This window comes from Streptomyces sp. URMC 126, assembly GCF_051386555.1.
GTDB lineage: Bacteria > Actinomycetota > Actinomycetes > Streptomycetales > Streptomycetaceae > Streptomyces.
The window spans coordinates 1-24494 of record NZ_JBPQTX010000083.1 but is presented as its reverse complement, the minus strand read 5'-3'; the positions used below and the strand labels follow the sequence as shown (position 1 = coordinate 24494).

Below are 24494 nucleotides of genomic sequence, written 5' to 3'. Positions count from 1 at the left end.
GCCGCCGCGCGCGACCCGGCCGGCCCGAGGAACGCACCGCTCCGTGACCCCACCGCACACCCTGACCGCCGCCGAGGGTACACGGCGGGCGGCCCGGACCGCCCGCGAGGGGGGCCGGGCGATCGCCCCCGGTGCACACTGGAGGGGAACCGGGCGCGGATGCCGCGCGTTGTGCGGGCGTAGCGGCCGGTCGGAGCGCGAGGAGGCACGGAGATGAGCGGCAGGGCGAAGGTCGCCGCCGGTGGTGTGGCGGTGGGAGCGCTCCTCCTGCTGGTGCTGCCCTTCTGGCTGGCGGTGCTGGTGATGGTGGGCGTGCCCGTCGGCGCGTACCTCCTGCTCGACCCCGCGCAGCGCAAGCGGCTGCGCCGGGTGTCGCGGAAGGAACTGGGGCGTTAGACCCCCGTTAGGTCCGGGCCCTCTTCGGGCGCCGGATCAATCATTCGCGCGCCGTGGACGCCGGAGCGTCCGATGGCGGCGTGCGCGCGAGCGTCGAGGTGCCGGGCGGGCGGCGTGCGCGAGCGTCGAGACGGCGGACCGCGGCGAGCGCTGTATGCGAGGACGGTCGGCGTCGGCCCGCGGTGCCGGGCGCGCCGGCCGTGTTCTCCGTCCTCTCGGGCGTCCGTCCGCCCCCAGACCGGTCAGTCCCGGCCCGGTCAGCCCGGCTGTCTGCGGCGTACGTCGCTGTCCTGGCGCAGCCTGTCCGTGTGCCGGGTGACCGCGTCCACGCGCGCCGCGAGATCGGGGTGCTCGTCGCGCAGGTGCGGATGGGTGTCGGCCAGGGCGCCGACGAGGTGGGCCGCGTCGTCCTTGGCCAGGGCACGGGACAGATGGCCGATCGGGGCGGCGGCCTCGGCGGGCAGCCCGGGGAGGGACGTGATCTGGCCGGCGAGCCGGCGCAGGTCGGCCGCGTTGTCACGGGCCCAGGCGGTGACCGTGCGCTCGGCGGCGCGGCGGTCCCGGGTGGCCTTGACCCGCTGCTCCCCGGTGGCGCCCGTGACGTCGGGGCGGAGCCGCAGGTAGCGGCGCTCGGCCGCCTGGCGACTGGTCACGCCCAGCGGCCGGGCGAGATCGGCCCAGCTGGCGCCCGCGTCCCGGGCGGCCTCGATGAGACCCGGCTCCCACTCGGCGAGTTGATGACGTACTTCGCGCAGCAGCAGAAGCGTGGCCAGGGCCTGTTCCACCTGGGTCGGCCCGGCACCCGGATCGCTTCCGGCGTCCTCCTCCCGGGACGCGCTTCCCGCGCCGCGCACGGCTTGGTCGATGGTGTTGAGGGCCGCCGCGGCGGCCAGGAGCGAGGCCGGCCCGGGGGCCGGGGACGCTTCAGGGCGGTCGGCTGGTTCGGACACTGCGTCTCCCTCCCGGATGTCACCCTTTCGATGACATCTCGGTTGTCATCATTCCGATGACATGCTACAACGGGAGCAGGTGAAGCGCATTGGCAAGTGCCCGAACCAGTGGAGGTGTTTCCCGATGTTGATGCGCACCGACCCGTTCCGCGAGCTCGACCGGCTCACCCAGCAGCTCCTGGGGACAACCGGTACGTGGTCGAGGCCGTCCCCCATGCCGATGGACGCCTACCGTGAGGGCGACGAGTACGTGATCGCCCTGGACCTCCCCGGTGTCGCCACGGACGCCATCGACATCGACGTCGAGCGGAACATGCTGACCGTCAAGGCCGAGCGCCGGCCGGCCGTGAAGGCGGAGAACGTGCAGATGGAGCTGTCCGAGCGGCCCCTGGGCGTCTTCTCGCGCCAGGTGATGCTCGCCGACACGCTCGACACGGAGCGGATCAAGGCCGACTACGAGGCGGGCGTGCTGACCCTCCGCATCCCGATCGCCGAGCGCGCCAAGCCCCGCAAGATCACCATCACCGGCGGGGAGCAGCACAAGCAGATCAGCGGCTGACGCCGCGAACACCGGGCGGAGGGCGCGGCGGGCGGGGCCCGTACCCGCCCGCCCGTCCGCCGAGCGCGCACCCGAGGAGGCGGCGGTGACGCACATGAGGAACGACGCGTTCCTGGAGGCGGTCCGGGAGCGGGGCGCGTACGCGTCGCGGCAGGAAGCGGACCGGGCGGCCCGGGTCGTCCTCGCGTTGCTCGGCGCACACCTGGTGGGGGAAGAGCGGAACCGGCTGGCCGCCCGGCTGCCCGAGACCTACGCCCTGATCCTCCTCAACCCGCTGCCGGCCGCCGAACCGCTCAGCGCGGAACGGTTCGTCCGCGCGGCGGCGGCCTGGATCGAGGGGGCGACCGAGGAGACGGCCCTGTGGGACACCGGCGCCGTCCTCAGCGTGGTGGCCGAGGCCGCCGACGCCGATCTCATGCGGCGCGTCCTGCTCCAACTCCCGCCGGGCTACGACCTCCTCTTCGGCCGTCCCGGGGCGGTGTGACCGCCCTCGCGCCGCCCCGGCACGGCCCGGAGCACCGACCGTGAACAGGAAGGAATCGGAACGCATGACCTGGCACGACCTCGTGCGGCGGATACGCACCGCGGGCCGGTACACCACCGACCGGGAGGCGGAGGACGTCCTGCGGGCGGTCCTCGGCGTCCTGGGCGGCCACGTCACCGGTGAGGAACGCTGCGAACTCGCGGCGCTCCTGCCTCCCGAGGCCGGCGCGGTGCTGGCGGGCAGCATCCCGCTCACCCAGCCGCTGACCGCGCCCGGCTTCGTCGACGCGGTCGCCGCCGCGCTGGGGTCCGTCCCGCCGCCCACCGCCCGCTGGGCCGCGGGCACCGTCCTCACCGAGCTCGCCGACACGGCGGGGGAGGACCTCACCGGCCGGATCCTCGCCCAGCTGCCCCGGGGCTACGCGCTCCTCTTCGGCCGCGCCGAACTGGTGCCGGCGGCCTGAGTACGGCGGGGCCCGTGCCGTCGTCCGGGTCATCGTCACCCCGGTGTGCGCGTCCTCCGGCCGGCGTTCACCCCGGTGAGGCCGGGGTGAACGCCGGGGCCAGGGCCGCTTCCATCAGCGTCCGCGGGCGTCCTGAACCGTCGGCCGGCACCGTCCACAGATCGGAGCCGTAGTCGCCGGGCAGCGAGTAGACCAGAGTGTGCCCGCCGCGCCAGACGGCCTGATCGTCCACGTTGCGCCGTTCCGCTGTCGCGGTCTCCCGCAGCGTCCGCAGGTCGAGTACGTACAGCCGCCAGGGCGCGTCCGACGAGGCGCCCGCGACACGCTTCTTGTAGGCGACCCGGGTGCCGTCGGGGGAGAGTGAGGGGCACTCGACGTTGGTGTGCAGCGCGCGGAGGGTCTTCCCGGCGCGGTCGCCGAGGACCAGGTAGGTCCGGCCGCCGGTGGCGACCGTGGCGTAGAAACGGTCGTCGTCGGCGAAGGTGACGCCCCATACGTTGAGGTCGGCCGCCCGGTGCTCCCTGCCGTCCAGGATGAAGCGGTAGGACTCCAGGCTCCGGTCCAGCCGGCCCGTCCGGAGGTCCAGGACCGAGGTGCGGGTCGAGAAGGCGCTCCCGGCGTACGAGTCGCCGCTGACGAAGACCGTCCACGCCACGACCCGCCCGCCGGGCGCCACCCGGGCCCGGCTCGGAATGCCCGCCAGGTCGTACCGCCCCAGCTCCCGCAGCCGTGCGTCGAGCACGACGGCGCGGTAGCCGTCCCGGAGCGCCCCGCGCACCGCCTGGAGGCAGACGCCGGTGCCCGCGTCGGAGTGGAACCGCAGGCACCGCACGCCCGAGGCGGTGCGCGGGCCGGACGGGTCCGCCCCGGCCACCGAGGTGAGCTCGTCCCGGTGCGGACCCCAGGCCATGTTGCGGAAGATGGTACGGCCCGGCGTGCCGAGGACCACGTCGCCGGAGCGCACCTCGGGTCCCCCGGCCTGGACGCGGTCCTTCTCCGCCGCGCGGTCCGCCGCCCGCAGGGTCGCGCCAAGGGCCACGCCGCCCAAGACGAGGACCGCCACGAGCAGGATCACGATCCGGTGCGCACGTCTCAACGGACCTCCTCCCCACCGCCGTCGGGCCCGCTCACCCGTGCGCCGGGCCGCAGCAGCCGCGCGCTCGCCAGCGCCGAGACGGCCAGCCCGAGGGCCGCAAGGCCCAGCGCCGTACGGTCACCCCAGGCGGTCCACGCCGCGCCGAACGCGATCGAACAGACGAACCGGGCCCCCGCCTGACCCGTCTGCACCACGGCCAGCCCGCTGCCCCGCACCGCCTCGGGCACGGCGTCGGCCGTTGCCGCGGCCAGCACGCCGTCCGTCGCCGCGTAGAACGACCCGTGCAGCGCGAGCACCACCCCGGCGAGCGCCGGGGAGTCGCCCAGCGGCGCGACGAGCAGCACATACGCCCCCAGCAGCGCGAGGTGGCCGCCGAGGAAGCACCCGCGACGGCCGAACCGGTCGGCCAGGGCCCCCACCGGCACCGCCAGCAGCAGGAAGGCGGCCGCCGTGGCCAGGGGGAGCAGCGGGAACCAGGACTCCGACAGATCCAGCCGGCGTTGCAGCGTCAGATAGAGGAACGAGTCGCTGACCGTCGTCAGCCCCAACAGCGTCGCGCACCCGGCCAGCCGGCGGACCTCGGACCGTCGCAGCAGCGCACGCGCCGGGGCGCGCGGAGAACGGCGCGCCGTACGGCCGGACGTCCGCTCCGGCGTACCGGAGCGCCCGGGGACGAACAGCAGCAGGACGAGTACGCCGAGTGCCGCCACGCACCCGCTCACGGTGAACACCGCGTCGTACCCCCCGGCCGCCGCGCGGAGGATGAGGAACGCCGCCACCGGGCCGAGCAGCGCACCGGCCGTGTCCATCGCGCGGTGCGCGCCGAACGCCCGTCCCCGTTGGGCCGGTTCGCAGGCCAGCGAGATCATGGCGTCGCGCGGCGCCGTGCGCAGCCCCTTGCCCGCGCGGTCGGTCGCGAGCACCGCGCCGATCAGCGGCACGGTGTGCGCAGCGAGCAACAGGGGCTTGCAGAGCGCCGACAGGCCGTAGCCGGCAGCGGCCACGGCCTTGGGCCCCGCGCCGCGGTCGGCGAGCCCGCCGCCGAGCAGCCGGACCAGGGCGCTGACGCCGTTGTAAACGCCGTCCAGGATCCCGAACCCGAGCGGGGAGAGGCCCAGGCCGGCCACCAGGTAGAGCGGCAGGACGGCGGTGACCATCTCCGAGGAGACGTCCGTGACCAGGCTGACCGTCCCCAGCACGAGCACCGTGCCGGGGACGGCGGCGTACCGCCCGGCCCGGCCGGCGGGAGCGGCGGTGGACGGCGCGGTGGTCGGCGGCGCGGTACGGCTGTCCGCGAGGTACACGGTCAGCTGTTCCAGACGCCGGTGATGTCCTTGCCGCGCGCCGCGTTCCCGGCGTGCGCGGTCCCGTACATGTCCTCGATCGTGCGCAGCACGTCGTAGTGGTTGTACGTGGTCGCGGAGGTGGCTCCGGGCTTGACCGGCTGACCGTAGAGGACGGTCGGGATCCGGTTGCCGCTCAGCCGGTTGTCCTCGTCGAAGGTGACGAGCAGCAGGCTGTTGTGGGTCTTCGCCCAGTCCGCGTAGCCCTTGAGGTTCTTCTTGAGCCAGGTGTCACCGGTGGAGACGGAGCAGTCGTGCATGTCGCTGCACATGTCGGGGACCACGAAGGACACGGTCGGCAGCTTGGCGTAGTCGGTCGGGAACGCGGCGAAGGTGTGCGCGGTGCTGGTGGGCACGTTGCCGAAGCCGAACCACGGGTTGTGCTTCTGCCGGTACCGGCCGCTCTTGCAGACGGTCGAACCCTCGGCCGGCAGGCCCTCGTTGTAGCTCGCCCACGTCCTGCCCTCGGCGACCAGCTCGGTGGCCAGGTTGGGCGCGTCGCTGAACCCGGTCTCGACGCAGCTGTCGTCGGTGACGCCCTGGGTGTCCCCGGAGAAGAGGGCGTAGTAGTTGGGCTGGCTGGGGTGAGTCTCGGCGTACGAGGCGGTGAGGCTGGCGCCGCCCGCCGCCAGGGAGTTGAGGTAGGGGGCGGAGGACGAGCCCATGACCTGGCCGTACGCGTGGTTCTCGAACACCACGACCACGACGTGGTCCGGGGTGGGGACGGCCGCCGTGGGGGACGCGGAGGAGGTGGCCGACCAGAGGCCGAGGGAACCGGCGGCCAGCCCGAGGACGGCGGCGAGGGCGCCGAGATGACGTCTGTGGGGGCGTGAGGCGAGGGGCATGGGGTCTCCGATGTGGGGGGAGGGGAGGGGCGTTGGTGAGCGGAGGGGCGCGTGGGCAGCGTAGGCGTGCGGTGTGGCATGGACGCGTCATCGTGGTGACGTGCCGGGGAACGGCCTCCGAGGCGGGGATGGACGGCGGCCCGGACCGCGTCCCCCGAAGGAACCGCCAGGCGCCCGAAGGAGCCGTCGGGCGGGGGATATCAGGCGGCGGGAAGGCCGAGCAGGCTCCGCGCCACATGCTGTGGTGACGTGCCGCGTTCCCGCGCGAGCGCGACGAGGGCGCGGCAGGCCAGCTCGTTCACCCCGAAGCTCAGCGCCTCGGGGGAGACCCAGCGGGCGGCCTCGGCGCTCCGGTCGGGGTCGTTCTCGGCGCAGGCCGCGACGTAGACGGCCGCGGCCTCGAACAGGTTGTGCTGTCGCTCCGGCGGGTGGCGCTGGGGCGCGCCCTCACCCTGCCCGGTCGGCCGTAAGTGCCTGCGAAGCCTGTCGAACACGCGGATCACCTGCCCCCGGTGAGCGGCTCTTCCTGCGGTTGTGCAAGTGTGCCCGGTTCACGGGGAGTTGAACCCGAGGACAGGGCAGGGGTGTCCGCGGGCGGCCGCCTGCCAGGCCGGAGGGTATTAAGGCGGATGCGAGATATGTCGAAACGACCTACGATGTCATTGCCGCCACCGGGGTGGGCGGCGATCGCGCTCTCGCGCGAACGACTTGTCGAGGAAGGGGCGGTGCATGACGATGCGGGAGACGCAGTTCACGTCCGGCGGGGCGCGGATCCGGTGGACCGAGGCGCGGGGGGACGGAGCGCCGCTGGTGTACGTCCACGGACTCGGCGCCGCCTCCGCCGTGTACCACGCCCATATCGCCGCGCACCCGGCTCTCCGGGGGCGGCGCTCCCTCTTCGTCGACCTGCCCGGGCACGGAACGAGCGACCGGCCCGCCGACTTCGGCTACACCCTGGAAGAGCACGCCGACGCGCTCGGAGCCGTGCTGGACGCGGCGGGGGCGGGCGGTGCGGAACTCGTCGCGCACAGCATGGGAGGGGCGGTCGCCGTCGTCCTCGCCCACCGTCGGCCCGGCCTCGTCTCCCGCCTTGTCCTCGCCGAGGCCAACCTCGATCCGTACCCGCCCGCGACCGCGGGAAGCAGTGGCATCGCGAACTACACCGAGGAAACGTTTGTGCGCGGTGGGGGCTTCGAGGAGACGCTGGAACGGGTCGGAGGGGTCTGGGCGGCGACGATGCGCCTGGCCGATCCGACGGCGCTGCACCGCAGCGCCACCTGGCTGGTCCGCGGCACGCGGCCGACGATGCGGTCGATGCTGACCGGCCTGCGCATCCCCCGCGTCTACCTCCAGGGCGCGTGGAGCGGCGAACTCGCGGGGCGGGAGGGGCTGGAGAGGGCCGGTGTGGTCGTCAGGACCGTGCCGGACGCCGGGCACGTGATGATGTTCGACAATCCGGACGCCTTCGCCGCGGTGGTCGCCGGGGACGCGGGGGGCGAGTTCGTCGGCCGCGCGGAGGCGTTCGCGGCCGGCCGCTGATCGTTTGCCCGGCCCGCGCATCCGCAGCCTCCCCTCGTCCCGAGAACCACCCGGAACCGCGTGCTTGCCGTCCGCCGACGGGGTGAGCGAGGCTTGCACGACACTGCCGGGAACGCGGAGCGGGAGGCGGCGCATGGGGCTCGGCACGGGGATGGGTACGGGGTCCGGCGAGGACTCCGGCGAGGGGTTCGCGGCGATAGTCGCCGAACTGACACGGCGGGCCGACGGCATACGGCACGCCTTGGTGCTGTCCAACGACGGCTTGGTGAGGGGCGCCGACGAAGGGCTGACCAGGGAGGACGCCGAGCATCTGGCCGCGGTCGCCGCGGGGTTGCACAGCCTCGCCCGGGGCACCGGGCGGCAGTTCCGGGCGGGCCGGGTACGGCAGACCATGATCGAGTTCGATGGTGGTGTGCTCTTCGTGTCGGCCGCCGGGGACGAGAGCTGCCTGTGCGTACTGGCGGGCGGGGCGGCCGACATCGGGCACATCGCCTACGAGATGACCGTGCTGGCCGACCGGGTGGCGGCGGCCACGGCGGGACAGGCGCGGAACGGGGCCGGCTCCCGCCCGCCGGGAGGCGCGGGAACGGGCGCCGTGCGGGGCCCGGACGATCCGTCGCAGGGGCCGGGGGAGTGGTGCGTCCGGCCCGGGTGAGAGCGGGACAGGGGCGGGGGCGGCGGATGCCCGGCGCCCCGCGCTCACGTCGGTGTGCCGGCGGGGAAGGCGTACACCCGGAGCGGGTGGAGGCGCAGTTCGTGAGGGCCCATGCAGTCGGCGGCGAGGGTGGCCACGAACGCTCCGCACGCGCAGGCCATGTTGGGGCCTCCGGTACCGAGTGGTCCGCAGCACCCGTGATGGATGCCGAGGGACTCGGCCGGCCGCAGGCCGCGCACATCCTCCGGGTGCACGATCACGGAGCCCTGGGGGCCTCGGGGCACCATGTCGGTCATCCCGGGCGGCATGAGAGGTCCACGACTTCCGCGCGTGCCCATGGCCCGGGCGTCCGCGTCCTGAGCCTCAGGGGTCACGAAGGGCGCGCCCCAGGGCTCGCGATCGATGACATAGGCGCCGCGCGGGACGGTCGACGGGGCGAGTCCGGTCACGCTGTCGCGGTCCTTGTCATGCGTGGAGACGTCCGGGACTTGCGCGAGCCGTCGCAGGTCAGGGGTGAGCTCGGCACCGCATTTCGCGCAGAGGAAGACCGTCATGGCAGCCGTTGTACCGCACAGGCGGTATGTACCGTCACGGCCGGTGGTGCCGACGGTGGCGGGGCCGGTATCGGCGTAGGCGGTGGGTCGGAGTGGCCGGAACGACGGTCCGTGCCGTGACGGGAGGGACGCATGGGGCGTTGTCAGACCCTTCCTCTACATTCGTCACTGTGAGTAGTCGACGAGTGGCGGGAGAGTGTCATGACGGGTCGGTGCGTGTCCGGCGGCGTGGCGGAGAGCGGTGTCCCCTTCGGGAGGGCGGCGCGGGAGCTCGGGCTGAAAGCGGGCGAGTTGGAACTCGCCGTACAACTGGCTGAGGTACGGACGACGGCCGGGTGGGGTCCCGGGAGCCCCCGGCGGATCCGGCGGGAGGACATCGAGCGGCACCGGTCGGCCGACGGGTTTCCCGACGCCCTCAAAGGCCGTCTGCGGACGGTCGGCACGAAGGAGGGTGCCGAGCTCGCGGGCATCGCCCCTGCACGCTTCACCCGGCTGGCCAGAAGCGGTCTGCTCGTCCCGGTGCGGTTCTGGATCAACCGCTACGGGGCGGTCGTCTGGCAGTACCTCGCGTCGGACGTGACCGATTTCGTCACCCGCCGGTCCGCCCTGCTGACCGGCAGACTCCCGGCCGAGCTCCGCACGCCGACGGGCGGCGGCGGAGACCGGCGGGGAGAACGCTGGCGCGGTCTGCGGGTCGAACAGCTCGAAGCCCAGGCGGAGGATCCATGGCAGCGCGTGGCGGCCGTCGCCGCTGTGCTCCCTCCGGACCGACTGGTACGGGCCGTCCCGGACCCGGCCGACCGAGCATGGGTGAGTGCCCTGCGCCCGGCACTCACCACCGTCCGGCCGGAAGCACCGGCCGGCCGCGCGGCGGTGGAGGGGCTGCTGTTCGCCGACGGTCCCGAGGAGATCGCGCGATATCAGGCACGGGTGGCGTCAGCGGTGGCCGAGGCCCGGGCGTGCGGGTCGCCGCCGGGGCGGGAGAGGGCCGAGGGCGGGGCTGTACTGGGTGCGGGTGCGGGTGCGGGTGTCCGGGGCGCCGCGATGCGTCAACCGGCGCTGCCGGTCAGCGGGTTCGCCCGCTTGGAACGTACGGACCCGACGACTGCCGACACCGCGCCGGGCGCCCGTGACGAGCCGCCCGTGCCCGCGTCGGCGGACGGGCCGGACGCGGTCGGGAGGGAGCGAGCGGCAGCCTCCCCGGCGGCCGGCGGGGCGGCGTCGATCCCGCGCTCGCCGAGCGGTACGCCCGTTGCCCGCGTGGGGAGGAGCGCGCCGGCCGTCAACATCCCCCTACCGTCGCCGGGCGGCCGTGGAATGCGTTCCGTGCGGCGGACCCTCGAACGGTTCCTCGGGCGTGCCGAACGGCCGCGGGCGGCGGCCCGACGAGAGCGCCCTGCCGGGAGGACACGTCCGGAAGGGCGAAGGCGAACGGTTCCCGGACGTCCGCGGAGGCACGACGTCGGACGCCCGATGGTGCCGCACCCCGTGGCCGCGTACGGTCGGGTGAAGGGAGGTGCGCCGGAGCGCGAAGGCTGAGCCGTGCCGCACCGCCGCCGGCCGGCCCTGGCGCGGTGGGCCACTACGCGGGCCGAACGGGGGAGCCGACGGTGCCGGTGCGGCGGGCAGGCCGGGTCTGGGCGGCCGTACGGGCGGGCTGGCTCGGCCAGGTGATTCGCCGGGGCGTGCGGCCGGCTGTGGAGGCGGTCTCCGTCGAACGGATCAGCGAACTACCTTGATGCCGAAGGGGGTGCCGAAACCGAGGGCGAAGCCGATGGCGGAGTGCATGTGGCGTACGTTCTCGGCGGGCACGGCCCGCAGGAGCTTGAGCAGCATGTGTCGCATCGGCTTTCCCTGGTCTGTTCGATGGCCGCGTCCACCTGGTGGTGCAAGGCGGCGAGTGTTCCGTTGTTGTTGATGAGCAGCTCGCCTTGGTTCAGGGACAGCCGCTCGGACTCGTGCGCTGCGTCTGCGGCCCTGGGCCGGTCGACGAACCACAAGATGAAGCCGGGGTCGGCCAGGGTGTGGGCCTCGTTTTCAAAGCGGACGTCCGGCACAACGACGGGACGGAGATCCCCTGCCCGGTACGTGGTGCCGGCCTCGTGGAGGAGCACGTCGACCCAGTGGTCCGCGTTGATGTGGTGGCGTACGCCTTCGGCGCCGAGCCGTTGCAGGAAGCGCCGGGCCTCGGTATAGCGCTCCTTGACTGCCTCCCAGCCCAGCCGGCCCACCGCCTCGGCCGGACGCAGGGCGCTGCCTTCCCGCCCTGCCGGGGCGATCACGGGGTCCATGCCGAGGAGCATGTCCTTGAGCGGGTCGGCCAGAGCCACGCGCCGGAATCCGTGAGCTGTGACGAGCCGTGCGGCCATGGTGTCCTTGCCGCTGCGGGCCCGCCCGATGATCCCGATGTCTCGCACCATTCCCCTTCCCTCGACCGTCGCGAGGGTTGGGTTCGGGAGGGGCACAGTCTGATGCTCCGCGCACAGGAGAGAACAGTGAAGCCCCCGCCGTAGGGCGAGGGCTTCATAAGGTGAAACGTCCGCCGTCGTTGCTCGATATTGGCTACTCGCCGTGTCCGCGACGGGTGTTCGTCCACCACGAGTGCACCGTGGGCAACGCAACCAGCAGACTTGATATAGCAGCGATCAGGCTTGCGATCGCCTGGATGGCATCGGTCACCAGTCGACTCCCGAGCGTTCGGAAGACGCCGGCCCCGGCCGGAGGTCAGTCGCCTAGATACAACGTGGGCGACGTTGCTTCGCCGGCCGTGGTGTGCGCCTTCGCTGGATGCCCGGGGCTGGCCCGGGCAGTGCTCGGGGTGGCTCGCATCATGTCCCCTCCCGGGATCTCGACACGACGTGGTGATCTCTACGGCGTCAGCCGATAACTCCTATGGTTCCCCAGCACCTTCTTGCTGCCAAGAGAAATGGCAGGTTCCTCGACGGGAACAACCGCCTGGGCCCAGGAGGGCCTCGGCTTCCTCACGGAGCACCGCGCGGTGGCTGGGGGTGACGCGGGCCCGCGCTCCGTGCCGAGGAACAGCGTCGCGGCGGCCACGACGGCACCGACCATGGGTTCGGTGTGGCCTATGCCGGCGGGGGCGGGAACCTACGCTCCGAGCAGGGAGAGGGCGGCCATGACGATGGCGCGCACCATCACGGGGTTGTCTCGGATGTCGTCTCTCGTGATCACGCCTTTCCGGTCACGCGGATGGCCTCGGCGATGTCCGCACCGAGGGCGGAGACGCCGGCCAGGGGCGCGGCGTAGCGCCAGCGTTCGATGGCCCGTAGCCGTGTCTCGTGGTCGGCGAATTCGGCGGGCGTGGTGGTCTGGGTCTGGGGGCAGGCCGCGGACGTCGTCGCGGAGGCCCACGCGGGCGGAGATGCTGACGCCGAGGGAGTCGCGTTGGCTCATGCTGCCGTCACCAGCTCGGGCACGGCGCGCACCAGATCGGCGCGGGCAGCGTCCTTCTTCGGGGACGGCTTGATCGGGCGGAAGGTGATCGAGCCGTCCGCGTTCTTCTCCACCGTTCACAGCCCCTCGCTCAGCGGATCGGCCGACGCGGGCTTGGCCTTCTCCGGCGGAGCGGACGGCTTGGCGGGTCGCGGCTGCACCGGCTCGGCCGGGGCCGGCGTCTGCGGCAGCGTCGGTTTCGCCTTCGACGGGGCGGGAGTCAGGAGCTTACGCGGGGACGCGGGCCCGGGGGATGCCGTCGGCGTCCGGGCCGGTGAAGCCCAGGGAGCACTGGACGTCGGCGTAGGCGCGGATGCGCGGCCAGTTACGCGGGAGCTGGGTACGGCGGGTGCCGGTGGACCAGTCGCCGCTCACCAGGCACCGCCGCGGGCCCCGCGTAACCCGGGCAGCCCATCGGCGTTGGCACCATATGAACAACGTCAAGCGCACACTCGCGGCCCTCGCCCTCGCCGGGGCCGTCCTGTCCTTCTCCGGCACAGCCCACGCGGACGAAAACCCCGTGACGACCGTCACCGGGGGCATCCTCGGGCTGGGTGACAGCGGAGGCCAGAACCGCGACGAGTCGTCCAACCAGGCTCTCGACGTCGTCGGAGATTCACTGATGAACGGCCTGAGCAACGCCTTTGCCCCAGTCGCAAGTATCGCGGGTATCAGCGGAGTCGGTCCCTCCCTCGTCTGACACCCTCACCTCACAGCCGGGCCCGGCGCAACGCGTCGCACAGCACGTACAGCGCGGTCGGGTACCACCGGCAGCCCGAGGGTTCCACCGCTCCCCGGAGTCGGCCCGGGCCTGGGCCGACTCCGGGTGGAGCCGGTGGCCGTCAGAGCCGGCCCACGTCCGTGACGCGGACGACCGCGCGGCCCTCCTCGTCGGACGCCGCCAGGTCCACCTCGGCCGAGATGCCCCAGTCGTGGTCGCCGTTGGGGTCGGCGAAGGTCTGCCGGACGCGCCAGAGGCCGTCCTCCGGTACCTCTTCGATGCGCAGCAGCTTGGGGCCGCGCGCGTCGGGTCCGGTGCCGAGGTCGTCGTACTCGTCCCAGTAGCCGTCCATCGCGGCGCCCCAGCGCTCCTCGTCCCAGCCGGACTCGGCGTCCATCTCGCCGAGCTCGCCGACCCGGTCGAGCGCGGCCAGCTCGACGCGGCGGAACAGCGCGTTGCGGACCAGCACCCGGAAGGCGCGGGCGTTGGCCGTGACCGGCTTGACCTGGTCGGCGCGCTCCTGCGCCTCCTCGGCCGTCTCCTCCTCCGGGTTGGCGAGCTGCTCCCACTCGTCCAGCAGGCTGGAGTCGACCTGCCGCACCATCTCGCCCAGCCAGGCGATCAGATCCTCGAAGTCCTCCGATTTCAGGTCGTCCGGCACGGTGTGGTCCAGTGCCTTGTACGCGCTCGCCAGGTACCGCAGCACGATGCCCTCGGTACGCGCCAGGTCGTAGTACGAGGTGAACTCGGTGAAGGTCATCGCCCGCTCGTACATGTCGCGGATGACGGACTTCGGCGACAGCGGGTGGTCGCCCACCCAGGGGTGGCTCTTGCGGTAGACGTCGTAGGCGTGCGTCAGCAGCTCTTCGAGCGGCTTGGGGTAGCTGACGTCCATCAGCCGCTCCATCCGCTCCTCGTACTCGATGCCCTCGGCCTTCATCTCCGCGACGGCCTCGCCACGCGCCTTGTTCTGCTGCGCGGCGAGGATCTGCCGGGGGTCGTCCAGCGTCGACTCCACGACCGACACCATGTCGAGCGCGTAGGACGGCGACTCCGGATCCAGCAGCTCGAAGGAGGCCAGGGCGAAGGTGGACAGCGGCTGGTTGAGCGCGAAGTCCGACTGGAGGTCCACCGTCAGCCGGACGATACGGCCCTCGGCGTCGGGCTCGTCGAGCCGCTCCACCACACCGCCGTCCAGCAGGGAGCGGTAGATGGCGATGGCGCGGCGGATGTGCCGGAGCTGGTTCTTCCGGGGCTCGTGGTTGTCCTCCAGGAGCCGGCGCATCGCCTCGAAGGCGTTGCCCGGCCGTGCGATGACCGCGAGCAGCATCGCGTGCGTGACCCGGAACCGGGAGGTGAGCTGCTCGGGCTCGGAGGCGATGAGCTTCTCGAAGGTGTTCTCGGTCCAGCCGACGAAGCCCTCCGGCGCCTTCTTGCGGACCACCTTGCGGCGCTTCTTCGGGTCGTCGCCCGCCTTGGCCAGCGCCTTCTCGTTCTCGATGACGTGGTCCGGGGCCTGGGCCACCACGAAGCCCGCCGTGTCGAAGCCGGCCCGTCCGGCGCGGCCCGCGATCTGGTGGAACTCCCGCGCCCGCAGCGTGCGCACCCGCTGGCCGTCGTACTTCGTGAGTGCGGTGAACAGCACCGTCCTGATCGGCACGTTGACGCCCACGCCCAGGGTGTCCGTACCGCAGATCACCTTCAGCAGTCCGGCCTGCGCCAGCCGCTCCACCAGCCGCCGGTACTTCGGCAGCATGCCCGCGTGGTGCACGCCGATGCCGTGCTTGACGAACCGGGACAGGTTCCGCCCGAACTTGGTGGTGAACCGGAAGTTGCCGATCAGCTTGGCGATTTCGTCCTTCTCCTCGCGCGAGCACATGTTGATGCTCATCAGCGCCTGCGCCCGTTCGACGGCCGCCGCCTGCGTGAAGTGGACGATGTAGACCGGCGCCTGCCGGGTCTGGAGGAGCTCGGTCAGCGTCTCCGTCAGCGGCGTCGTGCGGTACTCGTACGACAGGGGGACGGGCCGGGTCGCCGAGCGCACGACCGCGGTGGGCCGGCCGGTGCGGCGGGTCAGGTCCTCCTCGAACCGCGAGACGTCGCCCAGCGTCGCCGACATCAGAATGAACTGGGCCTGGGGCAGCTCCAGCAGCGGGATCTGCCACGCCCAGCCGCGGTCCGGCTCCGCGTAGAAGTGGAACTCGTCCATCACGACCTGGCCGATGTCGGCGTCCTTGCCGTCCCGCAGGGCGATCGAGGCCAGCACCTCGGCCGTGCAGCAGATCACCGGGGCGTCGGCGTTCACGGAGGCGTCACCGGTGAGCATGCCGACGTTCTCGGTGCCGAAGATCTTGCACAGGTCGAAGAACTTCTCCGACACCAGCGCCTTGATCGGCGCCGTGTAGAAGGTCACCTGGTCGTTGGCGAGCGCCGTGAAGTGGGCCCCGGCCGCCACCAGGCTCTTGCCCGAGCCGGTCGGCGTGGAGAGGATCACGTTCGCCCCGGAGACCACCTCGATCAGCGCCTCCTCCTGGGCGGGGTACAGCGTGATGCCCCGCTCCTCGGCCCAGGTCGAGAAGGCCTCGAAGAGGGCATCGGGGTCGGCATGGCTCGGCATCTGATCGATAAGGGTCACACCCCCATACTGCCTGGCCCCGGCCCGGATCAGGGAACCGGCCGGTCGAACGATGATCATCCGGGCATTACGCTGAGTCGCCGACACGGCGTCAGAAAGGGAAAGGCGCCGGCGGTGAAGGGGCGGAACGACCATGATGGGACCGGCGCACTCGCTCTCCGGGGCCGCGGCCTGGCTGGGGGTGGGAGCCGCCGCCGCGGGCGCCGGACATCCGATGCCCTGGCCGGTGCTCGCCGTCGGCGCCCTGATCTGTGCCGGGGCCGCCCTCGCCCCGGACCTCGATCACAAATCGGCCACGATATCGCGCTCCTTCGGCCCGATATCCCGGATCCTCTGCGGTGTCATCGACGCCCTCTCCCACAGCGTCTACAAGGCCACCCGCGGCAAGGGAGACCCCCGGCGCAACGGAGGCCACCGCACCCTCACCCACACCGCGGTCTGGGCGGTGCTGATCGGCGCCGGTGCCTCGGCGCTGGCCATGGGAGGCGACCGCTGGGCCGTGCTCGGCATCCTCTTCGTCCACCTGGTGCTCGCCGTCGAGGGACTGCTCTGGCGGATGGCCCGGACCTCCAGCGACGTCCTGGTCTGGCTGCTCGGCGCCACCAGCGCCTGGATCCTCGCCGGCGTGCTCGACCGGCCCGGCAACGGATCCGACTGGCTGTTCGCCGACCACCCCTACCTCTGGCTGGGCCTGCCCATCGTGCTCGGCGCCCTCGTCCACGACATCGGGGACGCCCTGACCGTCTCCGGCTGCCCGATCCTCTGGCCGCTCCCCATCGCCCGCAAGCGCTGGTACCCGGTCGGACCGCCGAAGGCGATGCGGTTCCGGGCCGGCAGCAAGGTGGAGATCAAGGTGTTGATGCCGCTCTTCATGGTGCTCGGCGGGATAGGGGCACTCGGCGCGCTCGACCTCGTCTGAGACCCCGGCGGAACGGCCGCCGGACCACCCCCCGGCACCGCGCGGGGATCTTGACGCCCCGTCGGACCGTGCCCCTACGGTGGCCGCATGCCCGCCGCCGCCCCGATCCCTTCCCTGCTGTACTACGCCGGTTCTCTCGACCTGGTGACCGAAGTCGCCACCCGGCTGCGCCTGATCACCAGCCCCCGCGATCCGCTCCCCAGGGGACTGTGGGAGAAGAACCGCGCGATACGCCGGCACGCCCGGCAGGCGGCCGAAGAGGAGGAGCGGGCCGAGCGGGGCCGCGCGTCGTTCGAGGAACTGCTGCGAGACCCCGGGCAGGAGTGGGCGCGCGCGTCGACGAGCTTCCACCCCGGCTCCCTGGCCGGGTACTTCGCCCGCGCCGACCTCCCGCCGTTCCTGGCGGCCTGGCGCGATGGCGAAGCCCCCTGGCCCTTCGCCGATGCCCCCTCCCCTCGCGACTTCCTCCTCGCCGCCCACCCGCTGCTGCGGCTGCGGGCCCTCCTGCCCGACTGGCCCCGGCCCGGCTACGGACGCGACCGCGTCCACCTGGACGCCGGGGAACAGCTGTCGGCCGGGATGGTCCTGGCGCGCGCCGACCGCTACGACCTGCTCGGGCAGGTCGTGGCCGCGGGCGGCCGGGCGCTCCTCGCCCCGGTCCGCCCGGCCTTCGAGACGCCCCTGCGCGAACGGAGCGTACGGGCGCTCCGCGCGGCCCTGGCCGCCGACCGGCGTGGCCGCGACCGCCTCTTCCGCGGCTTCGCCGCGGAGCCCGACCCGGAGCCCGATCAGCGGTGGATCGCGATCGACTGGCACGCCGTACGGCAGGCGGCGGACGCGGACGCCGACGGCCCGGGCCTGCGCGAACAGGCCCCCGAGATCGTGGCCCACCCCCGGTGTCCGATGGACCTGCGCGTCCTGATGGCGACCCGCTGGGCGGACACGTTCCTGTGGTCCCGGTTGCTGTCCGACCGGCCCACGGGCCTGCACCTGCTGCGCACCCTGCCGATGCGGCCGGACCGCTCCCTGGCGGGGCCCTTCTCGTACGTCGACGAGACCGGGGTCGAGGTCGGCGACGTCCTCGGCCTGGCGCACCCCGCCGGCCTCTTGCTGCGGGACGCGGCGGGGCTGCCCGGGAGCGCGCGCCGGCAGCCGGGGAAGTGCGTGATCACGGAGGACGACGGGCGAGGGCCGAGACGGCTGGTCCGGGGCATCACGGAAGCGGTCGACCACTACCTCGGCGACGACCCCGGCGCCTGGACCATCGCCTGCCGCCTCGTGGAAGGCCGCCGCTTCACCGGCCCGGTGAGCGAACTCCTCGCCAGGGCGACAGCGGGCCGCCCCCGCCCGAAGCCCGGTGGCGACGACGACAGCCGCGTGCCGGCGACGGACGGCGCCTGACGCCGGGCGGCTTACCCGACGGGCGGCCTGCCCGCCGTGCGCGGTCGACCGCCGGATGGCGGACCTCGTGCGGCGCGGGCGCGGCCGGCGCCCTGCCAGCCCCCGCCCGAGCGGGAGGACGATGGTGGCGCCCGTACCGGCCGCCGGGACCGAAACGGGCGTGCCGGTTGTCGAGGGCGGGCCGGTCGGGCTCACCGTCTGGGAATGACGTGCCGCGGGTACGGCGCCGGGTGCTGCTTGCGTTGAACGGTCCCGGCACGGACGTGTCCTGCCGGCCGGTGACACCGCGTACGCTCCGGAACCGCCGTCCTCCGGCCGGCCGGAGCCGTGCCTACCGCTGCCAGGACCGCCACAGCGCCGCGTACGTCCCGTCGGCCGCGACCAGCTCGTCGTGGCTGCCCAGTTCGCTGATCCGGCCGTCCTCCGCGACCGCGATCACGTCGGCGTCGTGCGCCGTGTGCAGCCGGTGCGCGATGGCCACCACCGTCCGTCCCTCCAGTACCTTCGCCAAGGAGCTTTCCAGCCGCCGGGCCGCCCGCGGGTCCAGCAGCGACGTCGCCTCGTCCAGCACCAGCGTGTGCGGGTCGGCCAGCACCAGCCTCGCCAGCGCGATCTGCTGCGCCTGGGCCGGGGTGAGGGCGAGCCCGCCGGAGCCCACCTCGGTGTCCAGCCCCTTCTCCAGCGCCCGCGCCCACTCCTCGGCGTCCACCACCTTCAGCGCCGTCCACAACTCCTCGTCACCGGCGCCGGACCGGGCGAGCAGCAGGTTGTCGCGGAGCGAGCCGACGAAGACGTGGTGCTCCTGGTTGACCAGCGCCACGTGCTGCCGCACCCGCTCGGCGGGCATCCGGGACAGCTCGGCGCCGCCCAAGGTCACCGCACCGGAACGCGGGGCGTAGATGCCCGCCAGCAACCGGCCCAGCGTCGACTTGCCCGCACCGGACGGACCGACCAGCGCCACCCGCGTCCCGGGCGGCACGTCCAGGGACACGTCGTGCAGCACGTCGTTCCCCGGCGCGTAGCCGAAGCGCACCCCGTCCGCCCGCACGGCCCGCCCCTCGGGGCGGACGGTCTCGTCACCGCCCGCGGGCTCGATCTCGCGGACGCCCACCAGCCGGGCCAGCGACACCTGGGCCACCTGGAGCTCGTCGTACCAGCGCAGCACGATCCCCACCGGTTCGGTCAGCATCTGCGCGAACAGCGCGCCGGTCGTCAACTGGCCGACGGAGATCCACCCTTGGAGGACGAAGACCCCGCCGAGGAGCAGCACCGAACCGGTCACGAGCGCGTGCGTCATGTTGACCACGGGGTAGAACACCGTGCGCAGCCAGAGGGTGTACCGCTCCGAGCGGGTCCACTCCAGGATTCGCCGGTCCGACAGCGCCACGCGGCGCGCGCCCAGCCGGTGCGCCTCGACGGTCCGCCCGGCGTCCACTGTCTCCGCCAGCGACGCGGAGACCGCGGCGTAGCCCGCCGCCTCCGCGCGGTAGGCGCGCGGGGCACGCGGGAAGTACCAGCGGCAGCCGGCGATCAGCAGCGGCAGCGCCACCAGCACGGCCAGTGCCAACGGGGGCGCCGTCACCGTCAGGGCGCCCAGCAGCAGCGCGCCCCAGACGACGCCGATCGCCAGCTCGGGGACCGCCTCCCGCATGGCGTTCGCCAGCCGGTCGACATCGGTGGTGATCCGGGACAGCAGGTCACCGGTGCCCGCGCGCTCCAGGACGCCCGGCGGCAGCCGCACCGAGCGGACGAGGAAGTCCTCGCGCAGGTCGGCGAGCATCTCCTCGCCGAGCATCGCGCCGCGCACCCGCGTCATGCGGGTGAACAGCGTCTGCACCGCCAGGGCCACGGCGAACAGGGAGATCACCGGCCCCAGGCGGACGGCCGCGCCGTCCGACAGGTCCTCGACGAGGCCGCCCAGCAGGTACGGGCCCACCATCGACGCCGTCACGGCGACGGAGTTGACGACGACCAGCAGGACCAGCGCACGCCGGTGCCGGCGCGCCAATTCCCGTACGCAGCGGCGTACGGTCGCCGGCCCGCCGACCGGCAGGGTGGTCGCGGACTCCGGGGCCGCCGGGTCGTGGGCGGGCGGTGTCACACCGATCATTCCGAGTCCCCGATCCGTCCGTTCGCCGATGCGCTGACCGCCCGCGTGAGGACGGCGTCCGGGGCGCCGCCCGAGCCGGCGCCCGTGCCGTCGTCCAAGCCCTCGTCCAAGCCCTCGTCCGGCTCGCGGGTGACCGCGGTGCGGTAGGCCCGGTCCGTGCGCAGAAGTTCGTCGTGCCGCCCCACGGCCACCACCCGGCCGTCCCGCACCATCACGACACGGTCCGCCCGGTCGAGCAGCAGCGGACTGGAGGTGAACACCACCGTCGTGCGCCCCTTGCGCAGGGCGCGCACGCCCTCGCCGACCAGGGCCTCGGTGTGCGCGTCCACCGCCGACGTCGGCTCGTCCAGCACCAGCACCTCCGGATCCGCCACCAGGGACCTGGCGAGCGCCAGCCGCTGCCGCTGACCGCCCGACAACGACCGGCCGCGCTCGGTGATGTGGGCGTTCATGGCACCACCGGACGGATCCGCCGCGGAACGCGCCAGCGAGTCCAGGACGTCGTCGCAGCGCGCCGCCGCCAGCGCGGCCTCCGGGGACACCCGGCCCGACGCCGGTACGTCCAGCAGCTCGGCCAGGGTGCCGGAGAGCAGCACCGGATCCTTGTCCTGCACCAGCACCGCCTCGCGGGCGGCCGCCAGCGGCACCTCGTCCAGGGCCACGCCGCCGAGCCGTACCGACGGCGTCCCGGCCGCGGCCTGCGGCGCGTGTCCGCCGAGCCGGTCGGCGAGCAGTCCGGCGGCGTCCGGATCCCCGCACACCACCGCCGTCAACTCACCCGCCCGCGCCCGCAGTCCCGTCACCGGGTCGTGGAGGTCGCCGCCGAGCGCACGGCCGGAGCCGGAACCGGAATCGGGACCGTCGCCGACCGGCGCGTCCGTACGCCGCAGCGCCAGCAGCCGGGCCGCCCGGTCGGCCGACGGCCGCGAGAACGAGTACGCCATCGCCGCCTCCTCGACCTGCCGCAGCGGGAAGAGCAGGAACGTGACGACGCCGTAGACGGTCACCAACTCGCCGACGGCCACCCGGCCGTCGCGCACCAGCCCGATCCCCAGCCAGACGACCGCGATCATCAGCAGTCCCGGCAGCAGCACCTGGACCGCCGCGATCAGCGCCCACATCCGGGCGCTGCGCACGGCGGCCCCCCGGACCTCCTGCGACGCCCGGCGGTAGCGGGTGAGGAACAGCTCCTCGCCGCCGATGCCGCGCAGCACCCGCAGCCCCGCGACCGTGTCCGACGCCAGCTCCGTGGCATGGCCCGCCAACTCCCGCTGCTCGTCCGCCCGGCGCGTCGCCGGCGGCAGCAGCGGCAGGACGGCCAGCACCAGCAGCGGCACGCCGACCGCCACCACCGCGCCGAGGACCGGCTGGTAGAAGACCAGGCCCACACAGACGGCGACCGTGGTGACCACCGCCGAGAGGAAGCGCGACTGGGTCTCCACGAACCAGCCGATGTGCTCCACGTCGGCCGTCGAGACCGTGACGACCTCACCGGCCGCGACCCGTCGCGTCAGCGCCGACCCCAACTCGGCCGCCTTGCGGGCGAGGAGCTGCTGCAACCGGGCCGCGGCGGTGATCCAGTTGGTGACGGACACCCGGTGGAGCATCGTGTCGCCGAGCGCGGTGAGCGCGCCCAGCAGCAGCATCAGGCCGCCCGCCAGCGCGAGCCGGGATCCCGACCGGTCGACCACGGCCTGCACCGTCATGCCCACGGCCAGCGGGAACAGGGCCACGGCGGCCATGTGCAGCACCCCCCAGCCCAGGGCCGCCGACTGCCCGCCGAGCTGGCGACGGCTCAGCCACCACAACAGCCGTGGGCCGGACCGGACGTCCGGCACTCCGGGATCGGCATAGGGGAGATCGCGAATACGCATGACGTCCCAAGGGCGCGAAGGGGGAAGGAAGAAGACCAGCCGTGCCAGCGTCGCTCGCCCGCCGCGCCGAGTTCAACCGAATTTCGGCGCCCCGCACGACACGCGAGCATCAGGCCAAAGCTCTACTGGTGCGTCGCGCGGCGACGCGCTTCACTCCTGCCGCATGAGACGACTGTTGCGCGCACTGTGCGCCGGCGCCGCCGCCCTGGCCCTGGGCACCGGCCCGGCCGTGGCCGCGGGATCGCCGGAACCGCCCGCCGAGTTCGGCACCGACTGGCACGACCCCGTCACCGCCGCACCCCCGGTGGCCGTCCCGGACACCACCTCCTGCACCGTGACCCTCGCGGACACCGAATTCCGCGACTACACGCCCTACAAGAGCACCTACACGCCCCCCAAGGGCTGCGGAGACCGCTGGAACAAGGTCGTCCTGCGCCTCGACGGGTCGGTCGCCGGCCGCCAGTACGACCGCCTCGGCTACCTGCGCGTCGGCGGCGTCGAGGTACTGCGCACCTCCACCCCCGAGCCGTCGCCGGACGGCATAGCCTGGAAGGTCGAGAAGGACGTCACGCGGTACGCCGCCACCCTGCGCTCGCCGCAGCCCGTCGAGATGCTCATCGGCAACCTCGTCAACGAGACGTACACCGGCGTCATCAAGGTCAAGGCGACCCTGACCTTCTACGCCGCCGAAGGCCGGACGCGGCCGGCCGCCACCCCGGACCGGGTGCTGACACTGGACGGCGCCCACGAGGCGGGCACGGCCTACGAAGGAACGGTGACCACGCCGCGCAACAGCGAGCGCATCGTCGCCGAGGTCTACGCGACCGGGTCCGGCGGCGGCTGCGAGGAGTTCTGGTATCTCACCGTGCCCGACGCGGCGCCGTACTCCTGCAAGGCCGCCGACGGGCCGTACCGCGAGGTCAGGGTGGCCGTCGACGGCCGGCCGGCGGGAATCGCCGCACCCCATCCGACCATCTGGACCGGGGGCCGGTCCAACCCCTTCCTCTGGTACGTGATCCCGGCCCCGCGCGCCTTCGACGTACGTCCGCTGGAGTACGACCTCACCCCGTTCGCCGGATTGCTGAACGACGGCCGGCCGCACCGGATCACCGTCTCGGTCGCCGGGGTCCCCGCGGGGCAGAGCGGCTGGAGCACCCCCACCAACATCCTCGTCTGGCAGGACGCCAAGGCCACTCGCGTCACCGGCGGACTCACCGGGCACACGGAGAGCACGCCGGAGAACCACACGGCGTACACCCCCGGCGCGACCCACCGCTTCACCGCCGACGGCGGCCACTCCCTGACCGTCTCCGGGTACCTCGACACCTCGCACGGGAGGGTGGCGACCACCGTGCGCCGCACCGTCGGCGCCTCCTCCGCGCACCACTGGACCGACGGGGAGGGGACGGACGGGCTGCGCGCCCGGTGGACCGACGACGAGACGGTCACCGTGCGGGGCCGCGGCCCCGCCACGAGCACCCGTACCCAGCGCGCCTACACCCTGGACGGCGAGATCACCGGAGCCACCGGGCCGCGCCTGCGGACCGTGCTGACGACGGCCGACCGCGCCGAGAGCGTCACCCTGCGCGACGGCGTACGGACCGGCTGGTCGCGGCTGGACGACACCTACACCGGCGACGCCTCCTACAACCGGGACGTGCCGCGCGATCAGCGGCACGCCACCGGCGTCTCGCGCGAGCGCTATCGTCTGACCGGCCCGGGGCTCTGCCATGACCGGACGATCGCCACCGCCCAAGGCGCGCTCACGGAGGATTCGAACCGCTGCTGACGCAGGTCAGCGCGGCGGATGGTGCGGGAGCTGCCCGCGCATCAGCTCGCCCAGCAGGCCGCCGAGCTGCTCCCGCTGCCCGGCGGTCAGCGGGGACAGGATCTCCTCCACCGCCGCGCGCCGGGCCTCGCGCATCGCGCGGAGCGTCTCCCGGCCCTGCTCGGTGAGCTCGATCCTTATCACCCGGCGGTTGGAGGGGTCGGGGACGCGGCGCACCGCGCCGTTGGCCTCCAGCGCGTCGACGAGGGTGGTGACCGCCCTGGGCACCACCTCCAGCCGCTCGGCCAGGTCGGCCATGCGCGGCGGCTCCTCGCAGTGCGCGACGGACCGCAGCAGGCGGGACTGGGCGGGCGTGATGCCGACCGGGTCCAGATAGCGCTTCTGCGCGCGATTGAGCCTTCGGGTCAGCCGCAGAAGCTGCTCGGCGAGCTGTCCGGACGTGTCGGGGACGGTCATCGGGCCAGATTAGCAAGAGCAAGTGCATTGTGAGTATAGGTAACAGTGAGCTATGCTCTCATCGAGGCTCGGCGATACCCCGGCTCACGAGGCCGGGGCGCGCGCCGCCGTGCCCCGCCGTATCGCGCCGCGCCGTGCCGCCCCACCGGGCGCCGCCGCCCGGCTCGCTCCGCCCGCTCTCCCCACCGGACGTGCCACCGGACCGCAACGCGTCGAAGGAGCCCCTTGCGCCCCCACGAACCCGAATGGACC

23 protein-coding genes are annotated in these 24494 nt (G+C 73.4%); 11 read left to right on the top strand and 12 right to left on the bottom strand.

Annotated features, from left to right (window positions below; genetic code table 11):
- Positions 1 to 213 precede the first annotated feature (213 nt).
- Positions 214 to 396: a hypothetical protein gene (locus tag ACSNOK_RS13120; RefSeq protein ID WP_436780818.1), complete on the top strand. Its 183-nt coding sequence runs from the start codon at positions 214 to 216 to the stop codon at positions 394 to 396.
- Positions 397 to 653: 257 nt separating this feature from the next.
- Here the strand turns inward: ACSNOK_RS13120 and ACSNOK_RS13115 are convergent, their stop codons facing one another.
- Positions 654 to 1346, bottom strand: coding sequence for a type III effector protein (locus ACSNOK_RS13115; RefSeq protein ID WP_436780817.1), 693 nt, complete (start codon positions 1344 to 1346; stop codon positions 654 to 656).
- 124 nt (positions 1347 to 1470) lie between these two features.
- On the opposite strand from ACSNOK_RS13115, the gene ACSNOK_RS13110 reads away from it, so the two are divergent.
- From ACSNOK_RS13110 to ACSNOK_RS13100, 3 genes are all read left to right on the top strand, one after another.
- Positions 1471 to 1905, top strand: a complete 435-nt coding sequence (locus ACSNOK_RS13110; RefSeq protein ID WP_436780816.1) for an Hsp20/alpha crystallin family protein — start codon at positions 1471 to 1473, stop codon at positions 1903 to 1905.
- A 94-nt stretch (positions 1906 to 1999) separates the two neighbouring features.
- Positions 2000 to 2389, top strand: a complete 390-nt coding sequence (locus ACSNOK_RS13105) for a DUF2267 domain-containing protein (RefSeq protein WP_436780820.1) — start codon at positions 2000 to 2002, stop codon at positions 2387 to 2389.
- A gap of 64 nt (positions 2390 to 2453) precedes the next feature.
- A complete protein-coding gene (locus tag ACSNOK_RS13100) occupies positions 2454 to 2852 on the top strand; it encodes a DUF2267 domain-containing protein (RefSeq protein ID WP_436780815.1) in 399 nt (132 codons plus the stop codon).
- 67 nt (positions 2853 to 2919) lie between these two features.
- On the opposite strand, the gene ACSNOK_RS13095 is transcribed toward ACSNOK_RS13100, so the two are convergent.
- The 4 genes from ACSNOK_RS13095 to ACSNOK_RS13080 form a co-directional block, all read right to left on the bottom strand.
- Entirely contained in the window at positions 2920 to 3948 is a 1029-nt protein-coding gene (locus ACSNOK_RS13095) for a TolB family protein (protein ID WP_436780814.1), read from the bottom strand.
- On the bottom strand, positions 3945 to 5252 hold the full coding sequence (locus ACSNOK_RS13090; RefSeq protein ID WP_436780813.1) for an MFS transporter: 1308 nt from the start codon (positions 5250 to 5252) through the stop codon (positions 3945 to 3947). The genes ACSNOK_RS13095 and ACSNOK_RS13090 overlap by 4 nt, the downstream gene beginning before the upstream one ends.
- A gap of 2 nt (positions 5253 to 5254) precedes the next feature.
- Entirely contained in the window at positions 5255 to 6136 is an 882-nt protein-coding gene (locus ACSNOK_RS13085) for an alkaline phosphatase family protein (protein ID WP_436780812.1), read from the bottom strand.
- Positions 6137 to 6336: 200 nt separating this feature from the next.
- Positions 6337 to 6630, bottom strand: coding sequence for a hypothetical protein (locus ACSNOK_RS13080; RefSeq protein WP_436780811.1), 294 nt, complete (start codon positions 6628 to 6630; stop codon positions 6337 to 6339).
- A gap of 241 nt (positions 6631 to 6871) precedes the next feature.
- Here ACSNOK_RS13080 and ACSNOK_RS13075 point away from each other — a divergent pair, with 241 nt between their 5' ends.
- Together ACSNOK_RS13075 and ACSNOK_RS13070 are read left to right on the top strand one after the other, a co-directional pair.
- Positions 6872 to 7675: an alpha/beta fold hydrolase gene (locus ACSNOK_RS13075; protein WP_436780819.1), complete on the top strand. Its 804-nt coding sequence runs from the start codon at positions 6872 to 6874 to the stop codon at positions 7673 to 7675.
- Between the two features lie 133 nt (positions 7676 to 7808).
- Entirely contained in the window at positions 7809 to 8330 is a 522-nt protein-coding gene (locus tag ACSNOK_RS13070) for a roadblock/LC7 domain-containing protein (protein ID WP_436780810.1), read from the top strand.
- Positions 8331 to 8374: 44 nt separating this feature from the next.
- Here ACSNOK_RS13070 and ACSNOK_RS13065 read toward each other — a convergent pair whose 3' ends face one another.
- On the bottom strand, positions 8375 to 8884 hold the full coding sequence (locus tag ACSNOK_RS13065) for a hypothetical protein (RefSeq protein ID WP_436780809.1): 510 nt from the start codon (positions 8882 to 8884) through the stop codon (positions 8375 to 8377).
- A 201-nt stretch (positions 8885 to 9085) separates the two neighbouring features.
- Here ACSNOK_RS13065 and ACSNOK_RS13060 point away from each other — a divergent pair, with 201 nt between their 5' ends.
- Positions 9086 to 10423, top strand: coding sequence for a DUF6397 family protein (locus tag ACSNOK_RS13060; protein WP_436780808.1), 1338 nt, complete (start codon positions 9086 to 9088; stop codon positions 10421 to 10423).
- A 191-nt stretch (positions 10424 to 10614) separates the two neighbouring features.
- On the opposite strand, the gene ACSNOK_RS13055 is transcribed toward ACSNOK_RS13060, so the two are convergent.
- Together ACSNOK_RS13055 and ACSNOK_RS13050 are read right to left on the bottom strand one after the other, a co-directional pair.
- A complete protein-coding gene (locus ACSNOK_RS13055) occupies positions 10615 to 11304 on the bottom strand; it encodes a hypothetical protein (protein ID WP_436780807.1) in 690 nt (229 codons plus the stop codon).
- 1261 nt (positions 11305 to 12565) lie between these two features.
- On the bottom strand, positions 12566 to 12712 hold the full coding sequence (locus ACSNOK_RS13050; protein WP_436780806.1) for a hypothetical protein: 147 nt from the start codon (positions 12710 to 12712) through the stop codon (positions 12566 to 12568).
- Between the two features lie 55 nt (positions 12713 to 12767).
- Between ACSNOK_RS13050 and ACSNOK_RS13045 the strand changes: the two genes are divergently transcribed.
- Positions 12768 to 13037 (top strand): hypothetical protein, encoded by a 270-nt coding sequence (locus tag ACSNOK_RS13045; protein WP_436780805.1) that lies wholly within the window; start codon positions 12768 to 12770, stop codon positions 13035 to 13037.
- Between the two features lie 142 nt (positions 13038 to 13179).
- Here the strand turns inward: ACSNOK_RS13045 and ACSNOK_RS13040 are convergent, their stop codons facing one another.
- Positions 13180 to 15693, bottom strand: coding sequence for a DEAD/DEAH box helicase (locus ACSNOK_RS13040; protein ID WP_436780804.1), 2514 nt, complete (start codon positions 15691 to 15693; stop codon positions 13180 to 13182).
- Between the two features lie 133 nt (positions 15694 to 15826).
- Between ACSNOK_RS13040 and ACSNOK_RS13035 the strand changes: the two genes are divergently transcribed.
- On the top strand, positions 15827 to 16612 hold the full coding sequence (locus tag ACSNOK_RS13035; RefSeq protein ID WP_436780803.1) for a metal-dependent hydrolase: 786 nt from the start codon (positions 15827 to 15829) through the stop codon (positions 16610 to 16612).
- Positions 16613 to 16699: 87 nt separating this feature from the next.
- Positions 16700 to 18013, top strand: coding sequence for a hypothetical protein (locus ACSNOK_RS13030; RefSeq protein WP_436780802.1), 1314 nt, complete (start codon positions 16700 to 16702; stop codon positions 18011 to 18013).
- 331 nt (positions 18014 to 18344) lie between these two features.
- Here the strand turns inward: ACSNOK_RS13030 and ACSNOK_RS13025 are convergent, their stop codons facing one another.
- Both ACSNOK_RS13025 and ACSNOK_RS13020 read right to left on the bottom strand, forming a co-directional pair.
- Positions 18345 to 20123, bottom strand: a complete 1779-nt coding sequence (locus ACSNOK_RS13025) for an ABC transporter ATP-binding protein (protein WP_436780801.1) — start codon at positions 20121 to 20123, stop codon at positions 18345 to 18347.
- A complete protein-coding gene (locus ACSNOK_RS13020) occupies positions 20120 to 21997 on the bottom strand; it encodes an ABC transporter transmembrane domain-containing protein (RefSeq protein WP_436780800.1) in 1878 nt (625 codons plus the stop codon). The genes ACSNOK_RS13025 and ACSNOK_RS13020 overlap by 4 nt, the downstream gene beginning before the upstream one ends.
- 163 nt (positions 21998 to 22160) lie before the next feature.
- On the opposite strand from ACSNOK_RS13020, the gene ACSNOK_RS13015 reads away from it, so the two are divergent.
- Positions 22161 to 23786, top strand: a complete 1626-nt coding sequence (locus tag ACSNOK_RS13015; RefSeq protein WP_436780799.1) for a peptide-N4-asparagine amidase — start codon at positions 22161 to 22163, stop codon at positions 23784 to 23786.
- 6 nt (positions 23787 to 23792) lie between these two features.
- Here the strand turns inward: ACSNOK_RS13015 and ACSNOK_RS13010 are convergent, their stop codons facing one another.
- Positions 23793 to 24242: a MarR family winged helix-turn-helix transcriptional regulator gene (locus tag ACSNOK_RS13010; protein WP_436780798.1), complete on the bottom strand. Its 450-nt coding sequence runs from the start codon at positions 24240 to 24242 to the stop codon at positions 23793 to 23795.
- Positions 24243 to 24494: the final 252 nt, after the last annotated feature.